Raw genomic sequence first — 23409 nt, forward strand, 5'->3', positions numbered from 1 at the left:
AAAAATCTGGCAAAAAAATGCCCGGCAAGCCGGGCAAGTTTTTACCGCGTCGCAGTTACAGGTTGTAGCCGCGCTCGTTGTGCTGAGCCAGGTCGAGGCCGACCGACTCTTCTTCTTCGCTGACCCGCAGGCCCATCACCACATCCAGCACCTTGAGGATCACGTAGGTGACGATGGCGGTGTAGACCACGGTGAATATCACGCCCTTGGCCTGGATCCAGACCTGCATGCCGATGTCGGTGACGGCACCGAAGCCGCCCAGCGCCGGGGCTGCGAACACGCCGGTGAGGATGGCGCCGACGATACCGCCGATGCCGTGTACGCCGAAGGCGTCCAGCGAGTCGTCATAGCCGAGCTTGCGCTTGAGGCTGGTGGCGCAGAAGTAGCAGACCACACCCGAGACCAGGCCGATCACCAGGGCACCCATCGGGCCTACGGTACCGGCAGCCGGGGTGATGGCGACCAGGCCGGCGACCACACCCGAAGCGATGCCCAGCGCGCTCGGTTTACCGTGGCCGATCCACTCGGCGAACATCCAGCCAAGGGCCGCAGCGGCGGTGGCGATCTGGGTCACCAGCATGGCCATGCCGGCGGTGCCGTTGGCGGCAGCGGCAGAGCCTGCGTTGAAGCCGAACCAGCCGACCCACAGCATGGCAGCGCCCATCAAGGTGTAGCCCAGGTTGTGCGGGGCCATAGGGGTGGTCGGGTAGCCCTTGCGCTTGCCCAGAACCAGGCAGCAGACCAGGCCCGCGATACCGGCGTTGATGTGCACCACGGTGCCGCCGGCGAAGTCCAGCACGCCCCAGTCCCACATCAGTGCGCCGTCACCGCTCCAGACCATGTGCGCGATCGGCGCGTAGACCAGGGTGAACCAGATGCCCATGAACACCAGCATCGCAGAGAACTTCATGCGCTCGGCGAAGGCACCGACGATCAGTGCCGGGGTGATGATGGCGAAGGTCATCTGGAAGGTGATGAATACCGCTTCAGGGAACAGCGCGGCAGCCGAGGTCAGGTTCGAGGGCGTGACGCCACTGAGGAACGCCTTGGAGAAGCCGCCGACGAAGGAATTGAAGTTGAGCACGCCCTTTTCCATACCGGTGGTATCGAAGGCCATGCTGTAGCCGTAGACGACCCAGAGAATGCTCATCAGGCCAGTGATTGCAAAGCACTGCATCATCACCGACAGCACGTTCTTGGAACGCACCATGCCGCCATAGAACAGGGCCAGGCCCGGAATGGTCATGAACAGCACCAGCGCCGTTGCGGTCAGCATCCAGGCGGTGTCGCCGGAGTTCAGCGCTGGGGCAGCTTCCTCTGCCAGGGCAAGCCCGGGCATTACGAGGGACAATAGGGCTCCTAGCCCTGCGATCTTACGCAGAGTCATGTTGTTTTCTCCTGGGGCGTTGGGTTTGGTGAGGCTTTGTTGCTGCTTAGATCGCGTCGGTATCGGTTTCGCCGGTACGGATACGGATCGCCTGCTCCAGATTCACCACGAAAATCTTGCCGTCACCGATCTTGCCGGTGTTGGCTGCCTTGGTGATGGCTTCGATTACCCGATCAAGGTCCTTGTCATCGATGGCGACATCGATCTTCACCTTGGGCAGGAAATCGACCACATATTCAGCACCGCGATACAGCTCGGTGTGGCCCTTCTGCCGACCGAAGCCTTTGACTTCAGTGACGGTGATGCCCTGCACGCCGATTTCCGACAGCGACTCGCGCACGTCGTCCAGCTTGAACGGCTTGATGATGGCTGTGACTAGCTTCATGAAACTCTCTCCCGATTTGGTGGACTTGCCCCAGGAAAACAAACCCGTCTCAAGTCTAAGCGCAGCGGTTGGCTTTGTAACGCGTCGTCGGCATCCGGCTCCGCGTGCGCACTGCCTGGTCACAAGGAACTGCATCAGTGCATGGCTCGCAGTGGTCTTTGCAGAAACCTTGCCAGTTCCGTCAAAGCGCGGGAAAACAGAGAGTTATGTGAATCAGTCGGGATTGGCCAGTCGCCAGCATAGGAAAGATGCACAATTTCGGTGCGTTCCGACCTGGCGAATTGCTCGAAAAATGTGCAGTTTCAGAGGAGCGCTGCTTCCTGTAGGAGCGGCCTTGTGTCGCGATAGGGGTGCGAAGCGCCCCGACGATTTGTGCCTGGATACTGATATCGCTGGGGCCGCTGTGCGGCCCTTTCGCGACACAAGGCCGCTCCTACACCAGCCAGCGACGAGGCCGGATGCTCATGCATGCGTGCTACACTGCCGGCCATTTCCCAGTATCAATGGACAGCCCCATGCTCGCGCCCAAAGCCCTTCTCGACGCCCTGAGCGACCAGGCCTCGCGCCTGTTCAGCAACGATACCGCCCAGCCCCGCGCCGAACTGGAAAGCCAGTTCAAGGTGCTGATGCAAGGTGCCTTCAGCAAGCTCGACCTGGTCAGCCGCGAGGAATTCGACAGCCAGATGGTCGTGCTGGCGCGCACCCGAGCACGCCTCGAAGCCCTGGAAAAACAGCTAGCCGAGCTGGAAGCACGGCTGAACCCAGCCCCACAGGATGAATGAGCGCGCAAGGGCATGAAAATACAGGGTAACGCCCTAGCCTGAAAAACCACGACGCACACTTGTTGCTCCGGCCCGGGCTGCGCTCGCTATGCTTGCCAAGCCGCAGGAAGCGGCCCTTTTCAGCGACAACGGAGCGTCCATGTCCTTAGCCCTCGTCCACAGCCGCGCCCAGGTGGGCGTGCAGGCACCGGCGGTCAGCGTCGAAACTCACCTGGCCAATGGTTTGCCCCATCTCACTCTGGTCGGCCTGCCGGAAACCACGGTCAAAGAGAGCAAGGACCGGGTACGCAGCGCCATCGTCAACTCCGGTTTGAACTACCCGCAGCGGCGCATCACCCAGAACCTCGCCCCCGCCGACCTGCCCAAGGATGGCGGGCGCTATGACTTGGCCATTGCTCTGGGCATCCTCGCCGCCGATGGCCAGGTGCCCGCGGCCACCCTTGCCGAGGTCGAATGCCTGGGAGAACTGGCGCTGTCTGGCAAGTTGCGCCCGGTGCAGGGCGTTTTGCCCGCAGCACTGGCGGCACGCGAAGCAGGCCGGGCGCTGGTGGTGCCACGGGAGAATGCCGAGGAGGCCAGCCTGGCAGGCGGGCTGGTGGTGTATGCGGTGGGGCACCTGCTGGAGCTGGTCGCCCACCTTAACGGCCAGGTGCCGTTGCCGCCGTATGCCGCCAACGGCCTGATCCTGCAGCAACGCCCGTACCCGGACCTGAGCGAGGTGCAGGGGCAACTGGCGGCCAAGCGTGCACTGCTGCTAGCGGCGGCCGGGGCGCACAACCTGTTGTTCACCGGGCCTCCCGGTACCGGCAAGACCTTGCTCGCCAGCCGCCTGCCGGGACTGCTGCCACCGCTGGACGAGCACGAGGCGCTGGAAGTGGCAGCGATCCAGTCGGTCAGCGGCCATACGCCTCTGAACAGTTGGCCGCAGCGGCCTTTTCGCCATCCACACCACTCCGCCTCCGGCCCGGCGCTGGTCGGCGGCAGCAGCCGTCCACAACCGGGCGAAATCACCCTGGCCCACCATGGCGTGCTGTTTCTGGATGAATTGCCGGAATTCGAACGGCGTGTGCTTGAAGTGTTGCGCGAGCCGCTGGAATCGGGCGAGATCGTGATTGCCCGGGCCCGCGACAAGGTGCGTTTCCCCGCACGCTTCCAGCTGGTGGCGGCAATGAACCCCTGCCCTTGCGGCTACCTGGGCGACCCCACAGGCCGCTGCCGCTGCAGCACCGAGCAGATCGCGCGGTATCGCAACAAGCTGTCCGGGCCATTGCTGGACCGTATCGACCTGCACCTGACCGTGGCCCGGGAGAGCACCACGCTGAACAACCAGCCCTGCGGCGAGACCAGTGCCGATGTGGCGGCCAAGGTAGCCGAGGCACGTGAACTGCAACAACGGAGGCAAGGGTGTGCGAATGCGTTTCTCGACCTTCAGGGGTTGCGCCGCCATTGTGGGTTGGCGGTGGCGGACCAGGCTTGGCTGGAGGGGGCCTGTGAACGGCTGACCCTGTCGTTGCGCGCGGCACACCGGTTGCTGAAGGTGGCGCGAACGCTGGCAGATCTGGAAGGTAGCCAGGCAATTGGCCGGGCGCATCTGGCCGAGGCCCTGCAGTACCGGCCGGGGAGCAGTTAGATTGCCGGGGCTGCCTTGCAGCCCATCGCGACACAAGGCCGCTCCCACAAGAGACACCACAGTTTCCAGGGTTGTGGAGATCCCTGTGGGAGCGGGCAAGCCCGCGAAGGGCCGACACAGGCATCACTGGCTGCCCAGCAAAGCCTCTTCAACAACCTTCAGCAGCACCTCTTCGGAAAATGGCTTGCCCAGGCAGGCCAGCGCCCCAAGCGCCATCGCAGCCCGCACAGCCCCTTCATCCCAATGCGCCGACATGCAGATCACCGGCAAATGCCACTCCAGCCGGGCCAGTTCGCGCTGCACCGCCAGCCCGCCCATCCCCGGCATCCTCAGGTCGAGCAGCACACACCCAGCCTGCCGCGCCAGTGCCGAGGCCAGGAACAGGTCCCCTGCAGCAAACGACAAGGTCTCGAAACCTGCCGAACGCAGCAGGTTTGCCAGGCTTTTGCGCACCGACGCATCGTCGTCGACGATGCACACCGCTCTGCTCATGCGCCGCCCAGGCCCTCAGGCTGCGCCCCGATAACGTTGTGCATGGCCACCAGCTCCAGCAGCGAGCGGGACTGCATCTTGTTCATGATGTTCTTCTTGTGCACCTTGGTCGTCACCTCGCTGGTGCCGATCTGCCTGGCGATCTGCTTGTGCGACAGGCCGCCGACCACCAGCGAGAACACCTGGCGCTCGCGCTGGGTCAGGCGCCGGTACTTTTCCTCGACCTGCCGCGCATGGTGCCACCTGCGCCCTTCGGCCACGGCACGCCTGCGCACCGCCTGCAGCAGTGTCAGCAGCTGGTCTTCGTCGAACGGTTTGGTCAGGAATTCCACGGCCCCGGCACGCATGGCCTGGACGGTCATCGGGATGGTGCCGAAGCCGGTCATGAACACGACCGGCCAGGGCAGCGCCAGCCGGCGCAGCGCGTCTTGCACCTCCAGGCCGCTGGTATCGGGCAGGTGCATGTCCAGCAATAGGCAGGCATAGGGTGTTTCCAGGCGGGCATCGAACAACGCCTCGGCACTGGCGAACAAATGATGCGGAATGTCATGCGAGCGCAGCAGGCGGCCCAACGCCGCACGCACCGACGGGTCGTCATCCACCACCAGCACCGGCACGTTCAAGCGTTCATCGAACAGCTCGACAGCGTCGGCCACGTCGCATAGCGGCGATTTGCCCAACGCCTCGCCAGGCACCTCGAGGCAGATCTCGGCGGCCAGGCGGTAGCCCCGGCGCGGCACGGTCTGGATCAGGCCACGGTCGCCAAAGGCCTTGCGTAGCAAGGACACCTGCACCTGCAGGTTGTTGTCCTCGACCACCGTGCCGGCCCACACCTGGCTGAACAGCTCGTCCTTGCCGACCACCCGACCCTTGGCCTTGATCAGCATCGCCAGCACCTCGAAGGCACGCCCGCCCAACAGGATCGGCTTGCCATCAACAAAGGCTTCGCGCCGCTCCAGCGACACATGGGCATTACCTATTCGGATCATGGCTTCCTCGCGCGGGCACGGGCGTTTCCCAGCCCCGGGCAGCCTAGGCCAGCGTACGCCGTCAGACAATTATCCCGAGGGATAGGTTGGCCTGAGGACTATACAAAAGCCCGTCAGCCCCCAGGGGACGATAACGGACAACAGCGTGCCCGTTCCTGCCAAGCAGGCTGCAGCCCGCATCCGTGCTGGGTCCGCTGCGTATACTCGCGCGTCAGGATGTCGCTAGCAGGGGTACCTTATGCTCGATGAACGCCTTGCCCACAGGCCCATCGATTACGACCAGTCCATCGACGAGGGCTGGCTGAACCGGTGCGACATCCGCGCGCTGGGCCAGGAAGGTGAGCTCAGCTACTTCCGCCTGCGCGACCCTGCCACCCATCAGGCCTGGATCGCCGTGCGCGCCCCGCGCGAGGCCCCCGCCGCCTGCCAGCGCCTGGAACGTGACTACCGCCTGCAACTCGACCCGCAGTGGGCGGTGATCCCCTCTGCGTTCGTGCGTTCGGCCGAAGGCCCGCTCCTGGTGTATCCGGCCGGCCGCTCCATCGCCGACCTTATCGCAGAAGGCCCTGCGGCCCTGGTGCCGTTTCTCGATATTGCGGTGAATGCGGCCACTGCCTTGGCCCAGGCCCACGAACGCAATGTGCTGCACGGCGCGCTGCGGCCCGAGCATGTGTGCCTGCACGCCAACCAGCGTGTGCGGCTGGGCTGCTTTCGCGCCGACCCGGCGCAGCTGATCAGCGAACAAGGCACCCCGCTCGGCAACTGGGCGTACCTGGCGCCGGAACAGGTCTGCCCGCACGGCAGCAGTAGCGACCGACGCACCGACATCTATGCCCTGGGCGCGATCCTCTACCAGCTACTGCTGGGTGAACTGCCACTGGCCGGGCGCGACACCCAGCACTGGCGCCAATTGCATGCGGGCGTGCAGCCGCGGACGGCCTGCGAAGTGGACGGCAATGTGCCGCAACCCCTTAGCCGGATCCTGGCCAAGGCCTTGGCAAAAGAACCGGACGCCCGCTACCAGACTGCCCGCGCCCTGGCGGTGGACCTGGCCCATTGCCAGCGGCAGTGGGCCGCCAGCAAGTCCATCGAGGCCTTCGAACCCGGCTGTGCCGACCCGGTCACGCCCGACCGCGCACGCCTGTATGGCCGCAGCTCCGAGCAGAAGGCCATCGCCCTGCTGCTCAAGCCCCTGAGCCGTGACAGCAAACCACAAGCCCTGTTCATCAATGGGGCTACCGGCATGGGCAAATCGAGCCTGGTCGAGGCAGCACTCAAGGCCAACGCCCAGGGTTACTGGGCCACCGGCAAGTGCAATGGCGTTGCCCAGGCCACGCCCTACGCACCCTGGGTCGAAATTCTCGGCGCGCTGACCACCCAGTTGCTGGCCAAGAACAGCCAGGACCTCGACACCCTGCGCCGCGAGATCCTGCGCCGCATCAAAGGCCACGGCCGGCTGCTCGGCAAGCTGGCGCCAGACCTGCAGCTGGTCCTCGGCCCCTTGCCCGAATTGCCGGCCAAGCCCACGCGCCTGGCGCTGCAGAAGGAGCTGCGGGCGATCGTCGAATTCCTGCAGGTGTTCAGCCGCCCCGGCCAGCCGCTGGTGCTGTTCTTCGATGACCTGCAGTGGGTCGACGACGCCAGCCAGCAACTGCTGACGCAACTGCTGGCTCACGCGCCCGGCAACCTGTTGCTGATCTTCGCCCGGCGCAATGATGCGCCAGCCAGCAGTACTCCCCTTGCCCTGCCCACAGCGGTGCGCAGCACCACGCTGAACCTGCGGCCCCTGGCGGTGGGCGCGGTGGCTGAGCTGATCGGCGAGCGCTACCACGTCGGCCCCGAGGACGCATTGCAGGTGGCCGAGCTGGTGCACGAAAAGACGGCGGGCAACCCGTTCTTCATCAATCAGATTCTCCGGGCCCTGGTCGAGGACCAGCTGTTCACCTTCGACACCCAGGCCATGCGCTGGTCATGGTGCCTGAAGGCCGTGGCCCGCCACCGCTATTCCGACAATGTCGCCGACCTGATGATCCACCGCCTGGCGCGCCTGCCAGAGCCGCAGCGTGACCTGCTGCGGGTGGCCAGCGCGGCGGGCAGCCGCTGCGATGAACGCCTGCTTCAGCAGGTGCTCTTTCAAGTGCCCGGCGAACCGTTGAAAGCCTTGATTGGCGCGGGTTTCCTGCAATCGGGCCAGAACGGCCTGGGCTTCGCCCACGAGCGGGTAATGGAAGCCGCCTATGCCCTCACGCCCGCGCCCGAGCGCGCCCAGCTGCATGCACGAATTGCCCTGGCCATGCGCCAGGCCGGGCCGGGCCGCCTGCAAGAGGCGCTGTTCGAGCTTGCCAACCAGCTGCAACGCGCCAGCCCATGCGGCTTTTCAGCAGATGACTGCGAAGCGTTCCTGCAACTTTTACGCGAGGCAGCGGCACGTGCACGCGACGGTGGCGCTTTCGAACAGGCAGCTGGCTACCTGCACACGGCCGAGCAGTTGCTGCACCGCGGCACAACGCTGGAAAGCCGCGCCACGCATGGCTTTGCCATAGCCTGCATGGCCACCGAGTGCGACATGCAACTGTCGCGAATGACCGCGGCCGAGGCCCGCATCAGCGAGTGCCGCCAGCGCGCACGGTCGGCGTTGGACCAGGCGCGGGTATGCCGCCTGCAGGCACTGCTGAACACCTTGCGCGGCGACTATCAAGCGGCCATCGACAGCGCCATATCCGGCCTGGACTTGCTGGGTATAAGCCCGGTGCGGGGTATCGACTGGCAACAGGTCGAAGCCAGTCATGCCAATGTACAGGCCTTGGTGGAACAGAAAGGCCGGCACTGCCTGGAGTCGCTGCAGCGCACCGATTCGGAGGAAGTGACAGTTGCCATCAGCCTGCTGGCCACCCTGTCGTCATCGTTTTTCGTAAAGGACGACATCTGCTTCCTGCACCTGGCCAAGCTCATGGAGCTGTCGCTGTTGCACGGCGTCGCCCCGGGCAGCACCTACGGCATGGCCTGGTACGGGGTGATGATTGCCGAGCGCTTCGGCGCCTACCATGATGGCCATGCTTGCTGCCTGGCTGCGCTCAAGCTGATAGAGCGGCACGGTTTCGACGCTGACCTGACCAGCGCGCTGCTGGCCCTGGACCAGGTCAGCGCCTGGACTTCGCCCATGGAGTTCGCCCGCCGTACCGCAATGGATGCGGTCGACTCCGGGCGCCTGAGCGGCGACCTGGCGATGAGCTGCTATGCCTGCAACCACCTGGTTTCCGATTCGCTGTTCATGGGCCGCTACCTGCCGGACGTTATAGAGGAGCTGGCGCAAGGCCTGGCCACCGTGCGCCGCTACGGTTATGGCGACGTCGAGCAGATCCTGCAGGCCCAGCAAGCGTTCGTCGCCAAATTGAGCGGCACGCCCTGCCCGGCCGTGGCCGCAGCCTCAAAATCGCCTACCACACGGTTCTTTCAGTACCTGCTGGCCGGCATGTGCGACTTCTACCTGGGCAACATCCCGCAGGCCATGCGCAATCTGGCACTGGCCGGCGACAACGCCTGGGCGGCACCGGCGCACATCAACCTGGCCGACTATCACCTGTTCCGCGGCCTGGCCCTGGGCAGCCCCGAAGCCGTTGGCAACCTTGCCGACAAGCTGCGCGAGCTTCAAGCCCTGCGCGAACGCTTCGGCCGCTGGGCCGGCTTCAACCCGGCCACCTTCCGCAACAAGCTGTTGCTGATCGAAGGCGTGATCGCCAAGCTCGAAGGCGACGGCCTGGCCGCCATCCGCTGCTTCGACCAGGCACAGATCGCAGCTACAGCCGCCGGTTTCATCCATGAACAGGCGCTGGCCCACGAACAGCTGGCCGAGGTCTGTATCCCCAGCGGCCTGATATCCGGCGCCAACCTGCACCTGCGCATCGCCCGCGACTGTTTCCACATCTGGGGCGCGACCGGCAAGGTGCACCAGCTGGAGGCTCTGCACCCGTTCCTGCGCACCCAGCCGATCCAGGAAACACACCGCGCCACCCACCAGGCCAAGCTCGACCTGGAAGCCGGCATCGAGGCAGCACGGGCGCTGTCCGAGGAAGTGCTGCTCGAGGGCCTGATCGAAACCCTGATGGGCCAGCTGACCCAGCATTCCGGCGCCGACCACGGTGCTCTGCTGATCGTCAGCGGTGCCGAATTCCAGATGGCTGCCCTCGCCTACATCGACGACGCCGGGCTGCACGTGAGCATGGACGACTGCCAGAAGTTCATGACTCAAGCCCCGCTGTCGATCATCAACGCCACCATGCGTACCAAGAAGCCGCTGGTGCTCAACGACGCCCTCAGCGATTGCCCGGAGGCTTTCCGCCAGGAGCTACAGGCGCGCAACGCCCGTTCGGTGCTGTGCCTGCCGCTGGTGATCCAGGGCGTGCTGATCGGCCTGGTATACCTGGAAAACCGCCTGGTGCCGAACCTGTTCGGCAGCCAGCGCCTGGCCATGCTGGAGATCCTCGCCTCGCAGGCCGCGGTGTCGCTGCAGACCGCCAAGTTCTATACACGCCTGGCAGAAGACAACCAGACCCGTGCGCAGATGGAGGCCGAGTTGCGCCGCTCCCGCGCGGAGCTGGCGCGCACGGCGCACCTGCAGGTGATGAACGAGCTGTCGGCGTCCATCGCCCACGAAATCAGCCAGCCGCTGCTGGGCATCGCCTCCAACGCCGCTGCCAGCCTGCGCTGGCTGAAACGCGCCAAACCCGACCTGGAAGAGGCGATTGCCGGGCTGGAAGACATCCGCAACGACAGCGAACGGGCCGCCAACATCGTGCGTGCGCTGCGCTCGCTGGCCAAACAGTCGCCGATGCAGCTCAAGGTGGTGAAGCTGGACGAGCTGATCCGCGAAGTGGTGCGCCTGACCTCGGCCGATGCCGCCAAGGGCAAGGTGGATGTACAGATGCGCTTGCAGGCGGGGGTAGGCGTGATGGCCGACCCGGTGCAATTGCAGCAGTTGGTGTTCAACCTGATTACCAACGCCCTGGAGGCGCTGGCGGGGTATCGCAGTGACGGGGTGCTGCGGATTGCGTCGGCGGTGGTCGGGGATGGGGTGGAAATCTGCGTGGACGACAACGGGCCGGGGATTGCAGCGGATGAAAGAGAGCGGGTGTTCGAGGCGTTTCATACCACCAAGGTCGGCGGCATGGGGATGGGCCTGGCGATCTGCAACTCGGTGGTGCAGACCCATGGCGGGCAGTTGCAGGCGCTGGTGTCGGAGCTGGGGGGGTGTCGGATTCGCTTCACTTTGCCTGTGAATCATTCTTGAGCCTGTACCGGCCCTTTCGCGGGTGAACCCGCTCCCACAGGGGAAGTGCATAGCCTGAGGACTGCACGGTTCCTGTGGGAGCGGGTTTACCCGCGAAGGGGCCGGTACAGGTTTACATCAACGGCCGCTCAAGGCCGCATAGCTGTTCATCAGGTTGCGGTAGTTGGGGATGCGCTGCGACAGCAGGTTGCCCAGCCCTTCGATGTCGTTGCGCCAGTCGCGGTGCAGCTCACAGGCCACCGAGAACCAGTTCATCATCTGCGCGCCCGCCTGGGTCATGCGCACCCAGGCCGCCTGCTGCACGGTTTCGTTGAAGGTGCCCGAAGCATCGGTCACCACGAACACTTCAAAACCTTCCGCCAGCGCCGACAAGGTCGGGAACGCCACGCACACATCGGTCACCACGCCAGCGATGATCAGTTGCTTGCGGCCAGTGGCCTTGATCGCCTTGACGAAATCTTCGTTGTCCCAGGCGTTGATCTGGCCTGGGCGGGCAATGTACGGCGCATCCGGGAACATCTCTTTCAGCTCGGGCACCAGCGGGCCGTTCGGGCCTTGCTCGAAGCTGGTGGTGAGGATGGTCGGCAGGCCGAAGAACTTGGCCAGGTCGCCCAGGGCCAGCACGTTGTTCTTGAACTCGTTGGGCGAGAAGTCCTGCACCAGCGAAATCAGGCCGGTCTGGTGGTCGACCAGCAGCACCACGGCGTCGTCTTTGTTCAGGCGCTTGTAATCGGGTTGGCTCATCGGGGTGACTCCTTGGGTTGGGAAAACGGGCCGGCACTGTCCACAAGGGGCTATACCGGCGGATAGTTTCGGCTTAAGGATGGGCCTGCGCCTGACGCCAGGCCTTGGGCGGCTGGCCGACCAGGCGGCTGAAGGCACGGGTGAAATGGGCCTGGTCGCAGAAGCCGCATTCCAGGCTCACGTGGGTGATCGGCGCCTCGGTGGCGAGCAGCCGCTTGGCCTTTTCCATGCGTGCCAGCAGGCGCCAGGCCTGGGGCGAGAGGCCGGTGTTGACCTTGAATGCGCGGGAGAAGTGGCTGCGTGTGAGGTTGCACACGCTGGCGATCTCGATGATCGACAACGGGCTGTGCAGCATCAGTTCCTTGGCCCGGCGCAACCGCGCAGGCGTCAGCGCGCCGGCGGGTTGCAGCGGCGCTTGGGGCGTCCCGAGGTGCATGGCGACTCTCCTGTTCAATGCAGAAAGTCTCGCCCTCGGCACATGACAAAGTCCTGAGGCAAACCTGAATTGTTCTTAATTGTGTGCGGCTGGATACCTTAAGATGCATGACATATTCAGCTATAGAGCCAAGATGCATGCAGCAGAACGCCCACCGCACCGTGGCCATGGTGCTGTTCAACGATGTGTTGTTGCTGGATGTCACCGGGCCCATGGATGCGTTCGCCATCGCCAACCGGTTCTTGCCTGCCGAGCGGCAGTACCGATTGCTGACGCTGGCCGAGGGGCAAACGGCGGTGCGCGGCTCATGCGGGCTGAAAGTGATAGCCGACCTGCGTCTGGAGGATTTGCCGGACGCCGTCGACCTATTGCTGGTACCAGGCGGCCCAGGGGCCTATGACATCGCCCTGCCAGGCATCGAACGCTGGCTGCCCCAAGCCGTGCGCCGGGCCAAACGCTTCGGCGCCATCTGCACCGGGGTATTCCTGCTGGGCCGTGCCGGGCTGCTGAATGGCTATCGCTGCACCACTCACTGGAACTACGTGGAGCGCCTGGCACAGGCGTTTCCCGAGGCCAAGGTCGAGACCGAGCAGATCTATGTGATCGACCGTTGCCTGATTACCTCGGGCGGCATCACCGCTGGCATCGACCTGGCACTGGCGGTAGTGGCCGAGGACCATGGCAAGGCACTGGCCCTGGAAGTGGCCAAGGTGCTGCTGGTCGCCCGCCATCGCCAGGGCGGGCAGACACCCTATGGGCCACTGCTGGCGGCTGTACCACGGGACGATTCGCCGATTGCCCGGGTGCAGGCGTACATCGTCGACCATATCGAGCAAGCCTTCACCGTGCAGAAAATGGCCGACCTGGTGGCCATGAGCGGGCGCAACTTTGCCCGGACGTTTCTGCGCGAGGTCGGGATCACGCCGCTGCAGTACCTGCAGAATGCGCGCATCGACCGGGCGCGCAAGCTGCTGGAAGGCACCGACCTGCCCTTGAAGGTAGTGGCTGCGCAGTGCGGGTTTGGCAGTGACCGGCATTTGCGCAAGGTGTTCTGCGAGCGGATTGGCATGACGCCGGCGCAGTATCGGGCGCAGTTTGGTGGCAGCTGAGTATGTAGATTTCCTGTGCCGGCCTCTTCGCGGGTGAACCCGCTCCCACAGGGGATGCGCAGGCTTGAAGGCACCGCTGTTCCTGTGGGAGCGGGTTCACCCGCGAAGAAGCCAGCACGACTGTCACCTTGTTCAGGACAATGTGTCTTCCCCACAGCAGATTGTCTGGCACCCCCCAATTCCCCAGAATTGTCCGTCAAACTGATCTAACGCTGCCCCGGCAGCTCATGGAGTACGAGCCAATGCCACACGAAGGCAGCCTTCTGCAAACTGCGGTGATCTTCCTGCTTGCCGCTGTCCTCGCCGTCCCGCTGGCCAAGCGCCTGCAACTGGGGGCCGTGCTCGGCTACCTGCTCGCCGGCGTGATCATCGGCCCGCAGGCGCTGGGCCTGATCCGCGACACCGAAAGCGTGGCGCACATTTCCGAGCTGGGCGTGGTCCTGCTGCTGTTCATCATTGGCCTGGAACTGTCGCCCAAGCGCCTGTGGCTGATGCGCAAGGCCGTGTTCGGCGTCGGCACCGCCCAGGTGCTGCTGACCGGTGCGCTGATCGGCGCCATCGCCCTGTTCGGCTTCAGCCAGACGCTACCGGCGGCCATCGTGCTCGGCCTGGGCCTGGCGCTGTCGTCCACCGCCCTTGGCCTGCAGAGCCTGGCCGAGAGCAAGCAGCTCAACGCCCCGCACGGCCGTTTGGCGTTCGCCATTCTGCTGTTCCAGGACATCGCCGCCATTCCGCTGATTGCCTTGGTGCCGCTGCTGGCCGCCAGCGGCCCGGACACCAGCCACGGCGACAGCCTGGAGCACGGCCTGAAGGTGTTCGCCAGCATCGCCGTGGTCATCGTCGGTGGCCGCTACCTGCTGCGCCCGGTGTTCCGCACCGTGGCCCGCACCGGCCTGCCGGAAGTGTCCACCGCCACCGCGCTGCTGGTGGTGATCGGCACTGCCTGGCTGATGGAAGAAGCCGGCATTTCCATGGCCCTGGGTGCCTTCCTCGCCGGCTTGCTGCTGGCCGATTCGGAATACCGCCACGAGCTGGAATCGCAGATCGAACCGTTCAAGGGCCTGCTGCTGGGGCTGTTCTTCATCAGTGTCGGCATGGGTGCCAACCTGCACCTGCTGCTGGAAATGCCGTTGGTGGTGCTGGGCCTGACCCTGCTGCTGGTGGCCGTGAAGCTGGTACTGCTGGTCGGCGTCGGGCGCCTGGCCGGTGGCCTGAACAGCGCCAGCGCCCTGCGCCTGGGCATGGTGCTGGCTGCCGGTGGCGAATTTGCCTTCGTGGTGTTCAAGCTGGGCAAGGACCAGGGCCTGTTCGATACCCAGACCTACGACCTGCTGCTGATGACCATCACCCTGTCGATGGCAATTACCCCGCTGCTGATGATTGGCTGTGCCCGCGCCCTCAAGCGCCCGCAACCGGCGCGTGAGGTGCCGGAGCATTACAAGCAGATCCAGACTGACACGCCACGGGTGGTGATTGTCGGCATGGGCCGCATGGGCCAAATCGTCGCGCGCATCCTGCGGGCACAGAAGATTCCGTTCATTGCCTTGGAAACCTCGGTGGACACCATCGAGATGACCCGCATGTTCGAACAGGTACCAGTGTTCTACGGCGACCCGCTGCGCCCCGAGGTGCTGCATGCTGCCAAGGTGGGCGAGGCGGAGTATTTCATCATCACTATCGATGACCCGGAAGCTGCCATTCACACGGCGGAACGGGTGAAACGCCTGTACCCGCACCTGAAGGTGCTGGCCCGCGCGCGTAACCGCCAGCATGTGCATAAGTTGGCGGATGTCGGCGCCGAGCCGATTCGCGAGACGTTCTACTCCAGCCTGGAGATGACCCGCCGGGCATTGGTGGGGTTGGGGTTGAGCGACGCGCAGGCGGCGGACCGGATTGCGCGGTTTACCCAGCATGACGAAGAGGTGCTGGTGGCCCAGGGGCAGGTGCGTGATGACCGGGCCAAGGTGATGCAGACGGCCAAGGAGGCCCGGGCTGAGTTGGAGCGGTTGTTTGATTCGGATGCGGATTGAGGATTTCGAGCGCATGACTGTAGAGATGCAGCGCCCTTGAGATCGAGCGCCGCCATTACGCGAACACAAAAAAACCATCACAAAATCGTCCGATTCTCAGCTAGGTCCTACTTCCCCGCGAACCATTTCCTACGGTCACACCAATCCCGAGGATTTATCCTACGCACCGTGTCGACGCCCGTCTGATTGTCCGGGGAAAGCCTGCTCTCTAGGCTTGCCGGGTCGCTGTCGGTTCAGCGATCGGGTGTGGAAACCCGGCAGGTAAATCGGAATAGCTGTTGTCATGGCAGCTGCGCGCGGGAGGCCGAATGGCCTGCCGGGGTTCCGATAGCCTGGCTTTCCACCCCGCGTGCAGCCGCCACCCTTCGCGTGGAAACGGATGGTGCCGGCCAACCTCTATCGGAGTTTGGCTATGAAAAAAATTGTCCCCAATCCACCTCTTCCCGACACCAAAGAGCGCGCTTTCAGCCGCTGCGATGCCGGCCATCCACCTTTGTTCACAGTAAACCCGGGCGTCTCTGCCCACGACGCCCTGGTGCATGTCGCCCAGTACCTGCGCGGCGCCTACGACTGTGGCTACAAAGCCCTGGAACACCTGGATGAAACGGGCAAGAGCCTGTTCTGGAGCAACCTGAATGCGCTCGAAATGGCAGAAGGATTGGTTGAGGCATTGCTGGATGGGATTGAGTCGCAGCCTGTAAGTTGAAGTGCATTGCATTTGCACAGAGCAGGCTGCGGTAACCGGCCTGCTCCGCCTCAATATAGGAAACGCCCTACAAAACGGGTCAATCCCCGTCTGATTGTTCGAGGAAACCCTTCTCCCTAGGCTCACTTGGCCGCACTGATCGCAGCCAGGTATCGCATTGAGCCCCAACAACCCCACCGCGAAAGTCGAAAGCATCGCCACGGAAAACTGCTTTACAAGCGGTACGCTTATCTGCCGAGCAAAGAAAAGGGCCACTGTCACCAGTGGCCCTGTGCTCGTGCTTGATATTCATATACACACCCTCAAGCCGGGGTGTGGAGGTCTCACCCGACGCTGATGATTCAGCCATCGACGGGGTTCCTACGCCAGCTATTGCCGCTGAATGGCAGCTGGTTTCGCGCTCAGGTGAAACGCTAACAACACTCCTGGACCAAGTCAACGATGGCCCCCTTGCAGAAGCCATCCATCAGATTACTTGGTGTTACTTACCCGCAGTCAGCGCGTTGTAGCTGGTAATCAGGTTGCGATAATCCGGAATGTGGTTGGAGCAGAGCGCCGCCAGCCCTTCGATGTCGTTGCGCCAGTCGCGGTGCAGCTCACAGGCCACGCCGAACCAGGTCATCATTTGCGCGCCGGCGCGGCTCATGCGGTCATGGGCAGCATCGCGGGTCATTTCGTTGAAGGTGCCGGAAGCATCGGTCACCACGAACACTTCGAACTCTTCTTCCAGGGCCGACAGCGCCGGGAACGCTACACAGACCTCGGTCACCACGCCGGCAATGATCAGCTGCTTCTTGCCAGTCGCCTTCACTGCCTTGACGAAGTCTTCGTTGTCCCAAGCGTTGATCTGGCCAGGGCGGGCGATGTACGGGGCGTCCGGGAACAGGGCTTTCAGCTCTGGTACCAGCGGGCCGTTGGGGCCTTGTTCGAAGCTGGTGGTGAGGATGGTCGGCAGGTTGAAGAACTTGGCCAGGTCGGCCAGGGCCAGCACGTTGTTCTTGAACTTGTCCGGCTCGATGTCACGGACCAGGGACAGCAGGCCAGCCTGGTGGTCGACCAGCAGGACAGCGGCATCGTCTTTGTTCAGGCGGTTGTAGGTGAATTTGCTCATGGTCTGTGCTCCTAAGGGTTATGAATTTTTCAGCATTCGGGGGTGTTTCGCGTTGATGGGCACAGATTAAAATCATCACCTTTGTGGCGGTAGATAGCAGAATTTGGCTTTAGCGTTCTGTTTTATGAACGATAGATTTGCAGGGGCTGTGCCGGCCTCTTCGCGGGTAAACCCGCTCCCACAGTGATGGCGCAGTACCTGTGGGAGCGGGTTTACCCGCGAAAGGGCCGGCACAGGCAATCAAGTACCTGGAGACCGATCATTGGAAGACCTCAACTCCCTCTACTACTTCACCCAGGTAGTCGAGCACGGCGGCTTCGCCCCGGCTGGCCGGGCGCTGAACATGCCCAAGTCGAAGCTCAGCCGGCGCATTGCCGATCTCGAAGACCGACTGGGCGTGCGCCTGCTGCACCGCACAAGCCGCCACTGCTCGCTCACCGAGATCGGCCAGGCCTACTACAATCGCTGCCTGGCCATGCGCGTGGAGGCCGAGGGCGCGGCGGAGATCATCGAGCGCAACCGCAGCGAACCGCGCGGTCTGGTGCGTATCAGTTGCCCGACCACCCTGCTCAATTCCTGGGTCGGGCCGATGCTGACCCGCTACATGCTCAAGTACCCGCAAGTGGAACTGTTCATAGAGAGCACCAACCGCCGCGTCGACCTGCTGCACGAGGGCTTCGACGTCGCTCTGCGGGTGCGCTTTCCACCGCTGGAGAACACCGACATGGTGATGAAGGTACTGAGCAACAGTACCCAGTGCCTGGTCGGTCAGCCGCAGTACCTGGAGCAACTGCCCAAGGGGTTTGACCCACAGTTGCTGGGCACGCTGCCCAGTGTGCATTGGGGCAGCGCGCAGCGGGAGTATCAGTGGGAGCTGTTCCAGGGCGAGGACAGCAGCCGCAGCATCGTCATCCCGCACACGCCACGCATGGTGACTGACGACCTGTTCGCCTTGCGCCATTTCGTGGTGGCCGGAGTGGGCATTGCGCACCTGCCGCGGGTGGCGGTGCGCGAGGACCTGGCGGCGGGGCGGCTGGTGGAGTTGCTGCCGGACTGGCACCCGCGCTGCGGCATCGTGCATGCGATCTTCCCGTCGCGGCGCGGGTTGCTGCCGTCGGTGCGGGCGCTGATCGACCATCTGGCCGAGGAGTTTGCGATCAGCGACATGGCTTGAGCCGGTTGCCGCCTGTGCCGGCCTCTTCGCGGGTAAACCCGCTCCCACAGGGTCATCAATAGCTCCAAGGTTTGTGCAGTACCTGTGGGAGCGGGTTTACCCGCGAAGAGGCCGGCACAGGCAAAACCAGCCAGAGCACACACATACAAGACCCCTGGCCTATCCTTCATCCACATTCCCGGATCATCCTTCCCGGAGCCCCCATGATCCGCGCCACTCACGGACCAGGCCGCGCCCTGCTCGCCACCCTCGCCCTGTGCCCGGCGCTCAGCCAGGCCGAAGAGCCCGGCTGGTCGCTGCTCAGCCGCAACTACTTCCTGCACAGCGACTTCCGCTCGCCCTCCGGCAGCGGCCAGAACTACCGCCAGGAATGGGCCCAGGGCTTCATTGGCGAAATCCGCTCCGGCTTCACCGAGGGCACGCTCGGCGTCGGCATCGATGCCCATGGTTTTCTCGGCCTCAAGCTCGACGGCGGCCGCGGCCATGCCGGCACCGGCCTGCTGCCGCGCGACAGCGATGGCCGTGCCGAGTCCGACTACTCCAGCGCCGGCGCCGCACTCAAGCTGCGCCTGGGCAACACCCAGCTGCGCTATGGCGAAATGACCGTGGAAACCCCGGTGTTCGACACCAGCGACAAACGCCTGCATCCGGAATACGCCACCGGCTGGTTCCTGGACAACACCGACCTGCCAGACTGGCGCCTGCAGGCCGGGCGCTTCACCGCCTTCAACAACCAGGACAACAGCTCCAGCCATGATGACTTCAGCGGCTACGGCGCTACCACCGACAACCGCGCCATCAGCCTGGCCGGTGCCACGTTTGCTCCCGACGGCCCATTCGGCGGCGCGCTGTACGCTGGCCAGTTGGAAGATACCTGGCGCCAGGCCTACCTCAACCTGAACCTGGCCGAAGGCAACTGGCGCCTGGACGGCAACCTGTACAAGACCCGCGACACCGGCAATGCCAGTGCCGGGGCAATCGACACCCTCGCCTACAGCCTGCTGGCCAGGTACAGCTTCGGCGCCCAGGCGCTGAGCCTGGCCTATCAAAAGGTCGAGGGCGACACCCCGTTCGACTTCGTCGGCGGCGACTCCATCTACCTGGCCAACTCAATCAAGTACGCCGACTTCAACGGCCCCGGCGAGCGCTCGTGGCAACTGCGCTACGACCTCGACTTCGCCACCCTCGGCGCACCCGGCCTGAGCCTGATGGGCCGCTACGTCAGCGGCCGTGGCATCGACGGCAGTCATGCCCCGGCAGGCGGCGCCTATGTGGACCAGTACGGCGACGGCGGCAAGCACTGGGAGCGCGACATCGACCTGAAATACGTGGTGCAGGCCGGCGCCGCCAAGGACCTGAGCCTGTCGTTTTCCCACGTCAGCCACCGCGCCAACCAGGCCCAGGCCGGCGATGACATCGACCGGATCTACCTGATCATCGAATACCCACTCAAAGGCAGCTTCTGACATGAGCACGTCCCCTTCAGGCGCCTGGAGCCCATTGCGCAACGCCACCTTCCGCATGCTGTGGATCGCCACCATCGCTTCCAACATCGGCACCTGGATGCACGAAGTGGGCGCCGGCTGGCTGATGACCACGCTGTCGGCCAGCCCGTTGCATGTGGCTCTGATCCAGGTAGCCGGCTCGCTACCGATGTTCTTCCTCGCCCTGCCGGCCGGCGCGGCGGCGGATATCGTCGACAAGCGCCGATATCTGTTGCTGGTGCAGTTGTGGATGTCGTCGGTGGCCGTGGTGCTGGCGGCCCTGACCCTGCTCGGGCTGATGAATGTCACCCTGCTGCTGGTGCTGACCCTGGCGCTGGGCATCGGCACGGCACTGATGATGCCGGCCTGGAGTGCGCTGACACCGGAGCTGGTGGGCAAGGACGACCTGGCCAACGCGGTGGCGCTATCCAGTGTTGGTATCAACGTGTCACGCGCCATCGGCCCGGCTTTGGCGGGCGTGGTGGTGAGCATGGTCGGCCCGTGGCTGACCTTCGCCCTGAATGCCATCTCGTTCGCCGGGGTGATCCTGGTGCTGTTCCTGTGGAAGCGCGAGGTGAAGGAGCCGCTGCTGCCGGCCGAGCGCTTCGTCGGCGCCATGCGCACCGGGCTGCGTTTCGCACGCAGCGCCAAGCCCTTGCAAGCCGTGATATTGCGCGCCTTGGCGTTCTTTTTCTGCGCCAGCGCCGGCACCTCGCTGCTGCCATTGATCGTGCGTGGCGAGATGCATGGCACCGCCGCCGATTTCGGCCTGCTGCTGGCGGCCATCGGCATCGGCGCGGTGGCCGGCGCCACCTTGTTGCCACGCCTGCGCGAACGCATCAGCCGCGACCGCCTGGTGCTGCTCGCCAGCCTGCTGTATGCCCTGTTCCTGCTGGCCCTGGCGCTGGTGCGCAACTTCTATGTGCTGCTGCCGGCGATGCTGCTCAGCGGCGCGGCGTGGATAGCTGTGTTGTCCAACCTGCAGGTGGCGGCGCAGACCTCGGTGCCGGCCTGGGTACGGGCGCGGGCGTTGTCGGTGTACATCCTGATCTTCTTTGGTGCCATGGCCAGTGGCGGGTTGCTGTGGGGCACGCTGGCCAGCCATGCGACGATCACCTTGAGCCTGCTGCTGGCCGCAGGTGGCCTGGCGCTGGGCACGCTGCTGACCTGCAAGGTGACGCTGCCGGAAACCGCAGCCGAGGAGCTGACGCCGTCACTGCATTGGCCAGTGCCGCTGCTGAGCGACGACATGGACAAGGAAAGCGGGCCGGTGATGGTCACCGTGGAATACCACATCGAGCCGGCCAAGGCGGAGGCGTTCCAGCAGGCCGCGCGGGAGCTGGAGGCAATGCGCAAGCGCAATGGCGCGTTGTCGTGGGGGTTGATGCGCGACAGTGCGGACCCGGCGTTGTGGCTGGAATTCTTCTTCGAGGAATCGTGGCTGGAGCATTTGAGGCATCACCACCGGGTAACCCGGGGTGAGCTGAAGATCGAGGCCCGGGTGCGCATGTTGCAGACCGAGGGGGTGGAAGTGAAGATTCGGCATCTGTTGGCGGGTGGGGAGCACAAGGCTCACCATTGATGCTGGCTTTCCCGGCCCTTTCGCGGGTGAACCCGCTCCCACAGGTACAACGACAACCTTGAGGTTTGTGTTATCTCTGTGGGAGCGGGTTTACCCGCGAAGGGGCCGGCACTGAAGGAACAAAAAAAGGGGCCAGATACTGACCCCTCCTTCACATCAGCTCAGCTTAGAAAGCAAAGCACGAACAACCCAACGCCCCCCAGAAGCCCTGGAAGTCATTCACCGGCACATTCGAATGCCGTGCCTTCTCATGGCTGTGCGCATGCACCCCGCAAGGCCCCACACACTGGTGCGCCACCGCTGCCAGCGACGGCGTGCCCACGCGCCAGTGGCCCGGCACCTTGGTCACCGGCGACCATTCCGGCAGCACTGGCACCTGGGGCGGGCCGAGCTTGTCGAATTCCGCCGCACCATACACCACCTTGCCATCGACCACGGTCAGCACCGACTCGATGCCCTTGATCGCCTCTTCATCGACACTGAAGAAGTCCAGCGACAGTGCCGCCAGGTCGGCCAGTTGGCCCACCTTGATCTGGCCTTTCTTGCCCTGTTCGCTGGAGAACCAGGCGCTGCCCTGAGTGAACAGCTGCAGCGCAGTGTCTCGACTGAGGCCTTCCGGATACAGCTCCATGCCACCGACGGTCTTGCCGCTGACCAGCCAGTACAGCGAGGTCCACGGGTTGTAGCTGGACACGCGGGTAGCGTCGGTACCGGCGCCCACCGGCACGCCCATGTCGAGCATGCGCTTGATCGGCGGGGTCTGCTCGGCGGCCTTGGCACCATAGCGGTCGACAAAATACTCACCCTGGAAGGCCATGCGGTCCTGGATGGCGATACCGCCGCCCAGCGCACGCACTCGCTCGATGTTCTGCGGGGTGATGGTTTCGGCGTGGTCGAAGAACCACGGCAGGCCATTGAACGGGATGTCCCGGTTGACCTTCTCGAACACGTCGAGCATGCGCGTGATCGATTCGTTGTAGGTGGCATGCAGGCGGAACGGCCAGCGCTGCTCGACCAGGTGGCGCACCACCGGTTCCAGCTCTTGTTCCATGGTTTGCGGCAGGTCCGGGCGCGGCTCGAGGAAGTCCTCGAAGTCGGCGGCGGAGAACACCAGCATTTCGCCGGCGCCATTGTGGCGCAGGAAGTCGGTGCCACTGTGCAGCTTCACGCTGGAGGTCCACTTGCGGAAGTCGTCCAGCTCTTCCTTGGGTTTCTGGGTGAACAGGTTGTAGGCAATGCGCACGGTCAGCTGGTTGTTGTCGGCCAGCTCCTGGATCACCTGATAGTCGTCCGGGAAGTTCTGGTAGCCGCCGCCGGCATCGATCGCGCTGGTCAGGCCCAGGCGGTTGAGCTCGCGCATGAACTGGCGGGTGGAGTTGACCTGGTATTCCAGCGGCAGCTTCGGCCCCTTGGCCAAGGTGGCGTAGAGGATCATCGCGTTGGGGCGGGCGATGAGCATGCCGGTCGGGTTGCCGAACTTGTCGCGCTGGATCTCGCCACCCGGCGGGTTGGGGGTGTCCTTGGTGTAACCGACGGCCTTGAGCGCGGCGCGGTTGAGCAGCGCCCGGTCATACAGGTGCAGCAGAAATACCGGGGTGTCCGGTGCGGCCTGGTTGATTTCTTCCAGGGTGGGCATGCGTTTTTCGGCGAACTGGAATTCGTTCCAGCCGCCGACCACGCGCACCCACTGCGGGGTGGGCGTACGCGCAGCCTGGTCCTTGAGCATACGCAGGGCATCGGCCACCGACGGCACGCCTTCCCAGCGCAATTCCAGGTTGTAGTTCAGGCCACCACGGATCAGGTGCAGGTGCGAGTCGTTCAGGCCGGGGATTACCGTGCGCTGCTTGAGGTCGATGATCTGCGTGGTGGCGCCCTTGTGGGCCATGGCTTCGGCGTCATTGCCTACCGCGATGAAACGGCCGTCCTTGATGGCGACGGCGGTCGCGGTGGGCTTTTCACGATCAACGGTGTGCAATTTGCCGTTGAACAGAATGAGATCGGCGGTCATGGAACCTCCTTGGGTGGATGCGTGAGCGGAACCGGCGGAACCGGTAAAGGGCAATGCGGACCAGAGCGCGCCG

General features: G+C 64.3%; 17 protein-coding genes. 9 read left to right on the forward strand and 8 right to left on the reverse strand.

All coding sequences use genetic code 11. The features are described from left to right. Positions 1-55: 55 nt before the first annotated feature. Positions 56-1387: an ammonium transporter gene (locus tag R9B85_RS11770; protein WP_112249877.1), complete on the reverse strand. Its 1332-nt coding sequence runs from the start codon at positions 1385-1387 to the stop codon at positions 56-58. A gap of 46 nt (positions 1388-1433) precedes the next feature. Continuing rightward, positions 1434-1772, reverse strand: a complete 339-nt coding sequence (glnK, locus tag R9B85_RS11775) for a P-II family nitrogen regulator (protein WP_002555808.1) — start codon at positions 1770-1772, stop codon at positions 1434-1436. 515 nt (positions 1773-2287) lie between these two features. Between glnK and R9B85_RS11780 the strand changes: the two genes are divergently transcribed. Both R9B85_RS11780 and R9B85_RS11785 read left to right on the forward strand, forming a co-directional pair. Further along, positions 2288-2554 carry an accessory factor UbiK family protein gene (locus R9B85_RS11780; RefSeq protein WP_207877043.1) on the forward strand — a complete coding sequence of 89 codons (267 nt, stop codon included), beginning with the start codon at positions 2288-2290 and terminating at the stop codon, positions 2552-2554. Positions 2555-2693: 139 nt separating this feature from the next. Continuing rightward, positions 2694-4184 (forward strand): YifB family Mg chelatase-like AAA ATPase, encoded by a 1491-nt coding sequence (locus tag R9B85_RS11785; RefSeq protein WP_207877041.1) that lies wholly within the window; start codon positions 2694-2696, stop codon positions 4182-4184. A gap of 123 nt (positions 4185-4307) precedes the next feature. On the opposite strand, the gene R9B85_RS11790 is transcribed toward R9B85_RS11785, so the two are convergent. Beyond that, positions 4308-4676 (reverse strand): response regulator transcription factor, encoded by a 369-nt coding sequence (locus R9B85_RS11790; protein ID WP_215520543.1) that lies wholly within the window; start codon positions 4674-4676, stop codon positions 4308-4310. Then, positions 4673-5665 (reverse strand): response regulator, encoded by a 993-nt coding sequence (locus R9B85_RS11795; protein WP_112249883.1) that lies wholly within the window; start codon positions 5663-5665, stop codon positions 4673-4675. Before R9B85_RS11795 ends, R9B85_RS11790 begins: the two co-directional genes overlap by 4 nt. A gap of 238 nt (positions 5666-5903) precedes the next feature. Here R9B85_RS11795 and R9B85_RS11800 point away from each other — a divergent pair, with 238 nt between their 5' ends. Then, positions 5904-10952, forward strand: a complete 5049-nt coding sequence (locus R9B85_RS11800) for a trifunctional serine/threonine-protein kinase/ATP-binding protein/sensor histidine kinase (RefSeq protein ID WP_423771032.1) — start codon at positions 5904-5906, stop codon at positions 10950-10952. A gap of 117 nt (positions 10953-11069) precedes the next feature. On the opposite strand, the gene ycaC (R9B85_RS11805) is transcribed toward R9B85_RS11800, so the two are convergent. Together ycaC (R9B85_RS11805) and R9B85_RS11810 are read right to left on the reverse strand one after the other, a co-directional pair. After that, the gene (ycaC, locus tag R9B85_RS11805) at positions 11070-11696 is read right to left on the reverse strand and encodes an isochorismate family cysteine hydrolase YcaC (protein WP_144175718.1); all 627 of its coding nucleotides are present in this window, start codon (positions 11694-11696) and stop codon (positions 11070-11072) included. A 73-nt stretch (positions 11697-11769) separates the two neighbouring features. Beyond that, complete coding sequence (locus R9B85_RS11810) at positions 11770-12132, reverse strand: helix-turn-helix domain-containing protein (RefSeq protein WP_423771033.1); 363 nt, start codon at positions 12130-12132, stop codon at positions 11770-11772. Between the two features lie 137 nt (positions 12133-12269). Between R9B85_RS11810 and R9B85_RS11815 the strand changes: the two genes are divergently transcribed. The 3 genes from R9B85_RS11815 to R9B85_RS11825 all read left to right on the forward strand — a co-directional run bounded on the left by R9B85_RS11815 (position 12270) and on the right by R9B85_RS11825 (position 15977). Further along, complete coding sequence (locus R9B85_RS11815) at positions 12270-13241, forward strand: GlxA family transcriptional regulator (protein ID WP_112249891.1); 972 nt, start codon at positions 12270-12272, stop codon at positions 13239-13241. 242 nt (positions 13242-13483) lie between these two features. Further along, positions 13484-15271, forward strand: coding sequence for a monovalent cation:proton antiporter-2 (CPA2) family protein (locus tag R9B85_RS11820; RefSeq protein ID WP_112249893.1), 1788 nt, complete (start codon positions 13484-13486; stop codon positions 15269-15271). Between the two features lie 412 nt (positions 15272-15683). Further along, entirely contained in the window at positions 15684-15977 is a 294-nt protein-coding gene (locus tag R9B85_RS11825) for a hypothetical protein (RefSeq protein WP_085601142.1), read from the forward strand. Positions 15978-16458: 481 nt separating this feature from the next. Here the strand turns inward: R9B85_RS11825 and ycaC (R9B85_RS11830) are convergent, their stop codons facing one another. After that, positions 16459-17088: an isochorismate family cysteine hydrolase YcaC gene (ycaC, locus tag R9B85_RS11830; RefSeq protein ID WP_013974760.1), complete on the reverse strand. Its 630-nt coding sequence runs from the start codon at positions 17086-17088 to the stop codon at positions 16459-16461. Positions 17089-17350: 262 nt separating this feature from the next. Here ycaC (R9B85_RS11830) and R9B85_RS11835 point away from each other — a divergent pair, with 262 nt between their 5' ends. From R9B85_RS11835 to R9B85_RS11845, 3 genes are all read left to right on the forward strand, one after another. Next, positions 17351-18262 (forward strand): LysR substrate-binding domain-containing protein, encoded by a 912-nt coding sequence (locus R9B85_RS11835; RefSeq protein ID WP_085621549.1) that lies wholly within the window; start codon positions 17351-17353, stop codon positions 18260-18262. A 203-nt stretch (positions 18263-18465) separates the two neighbouring features. Then, positions 18466-19728, forward strand: coding sequence for an OprD family porin (locus tag R9B85_RS11840; RefSeq protein WP_207877035.1), 1263 nt, complete (start codon positions 18466-18468; stop codon positions 19726-19728). A gap of 1 nt (position 19729) precedes the next feature. Then, entirely contained in the window at positions 19730-21328 is a 1599-nt protein-coding gene (locus R9B85_RS11845) for an MFS transporter (RefSeq protein ID WP_207877033.1), read from the forward strand. 166 nt (positions 21329-21494) lie between these two features. Here the strand turns inward: R9B85_RS11845 and R9B85_RS11850 are convergent, their stop codons facing one another. Further along, entirely contained in the window at positions 21495-23336 is a 1842-nt protein-coding gene (locus R9B85_RS11850; RefSeq protein WP_181457299.1) for an amidohydrolase, read from the reverse strand. Positions 23337-23409 lie beyond the last annotated feature (73 nt).

The organism is Pseudomonas sp. NLJ1 (assembly GCF_049486705.1).
In the GTDB taxonomy this organism is placed as follows: domain Bacteria; phylum Pseudomonadota; class Gammaproteobacteria; order Pseudomonadales; family Pseudomonadaceae; genus Aquipseudomonas; species Aquipseudomonas inefficax.

Excerpts from the sequence above, each read along its gene's own strand:
- R9B85_RS11770 (WP_112249877.1), bottom strand. The coding sequence starts at position 1,387 with ATGACTCTGCGTAAGATCGCAGGGCTAGGAGCCCTATTGTCCCTCGTA.
- glnK (WP_002555808.1), bottom strand. The coding sequence starts at position 1,772 with ATGAAGCTAGTCACAGCCATCATCAAGCCGTTCAAGCTGGACGACGTG.
- R9B85_RS11780 (WP_207877043.1), top strand. The coding sequence starts at position 2,288 with ATGCTCGCGCCCAAAGCCCTTCTCGACGCCCTGAGCGACCAGGCCTCG.
- R9B85_RS11785 (WP_207877041.1), top strand. The coding sequence starts at position 2,694 with ATGTCCTTAGCCCTCGTCCACAGCCGCGCCCAGGTGGGCGTGCAGGCA.
- R9B85_RS11790 (WP_215520543.1), bottom strand. The coding sequence starts at position 4,676 with ATGAGCAGAGCGGTGTGCATCGTCGACGACGATGCGTCGGTGCGCAAA.
- R9B85_RS11795 (WP_112249883.1), bottom strand. The coding sequence starts at position 5,665 with ATGATCCGAATAGGTAATGCCCATGTGTCGCTGGAGCGGCGCGAAGCC.
- R9B85_RS11800 (WP_423771032.1), top strand. The coding sequence starts at position 5,904 with ATGCTCGATGAACGCCTTGCCCACAGGCCCATCGATTACGACCAGTCC.
- ycaC (WP_144175718.1), bottom strand. The coding sequence starts at position 11,696 with ATGAGCCAACCCGATTACAAGCGCCTGAACAAAGACGACGCCGTGGTG.
- R9B85_RS11810 (WP_423771033.1), bottom strand. The coding sequence starts at position 12,132 with ATGCACCTCGGGACGCCCCAAGCGCCGCTGCAACCCGCCGGCGCGCTG.
- R9B85_RS11815 (WP_112249891.1), top strand. The coding sequence starts at position 12,270 with ATGCAGCAGAACGCCCACCGCACCGTGGCCATGGTGCTGTTCAACGAT.
- R9B85_RS11820 (WP_112249893.1), top strand. The coding sequence starts at position 13,484 with ATGCCACACGAAGGCAGCCTTCTGCAAACTGCGGTGATCTTCCTGCTT.
- R9B85_RS11825 (WP_085601142.1), top strand. The coding sequence starts at position 15,684 with ATGAAAAAAATTGTCCCCAATCCACCTCTTCCCGACACCAAAGAGCGC.
- ycaC (WP_013974760.1), bottom strand. The coding sequence starts at position 17,088 with ATGAGCAAATTCACCTACAACCGCCTGAACAAAGACGATGCCGCTGTC.
- R9B85_RS11840 (WP_207877035.1), top strand. The coding sequence starts at position 18,466 with ATGATCCGCGCCACTCACGGACCAGGCCGCGCCCTGCTCGCCACCCTC.
- R9B85_RS11845 (WP_207877033.1), top strand. The coding sequence starts at position 19,730 with ATGAGCACGTCCCCTTCAGGCGCCTGGAGCCCATTGCGCAACGCCACC.
- R9B85_RS11850 (WP_181457299.1), bottom strand. The coding sequence starts at position 23,336 with ATGACCGCCGATCTCATTCTGTTCAACGGCAAATTGCACACCGTTGAT.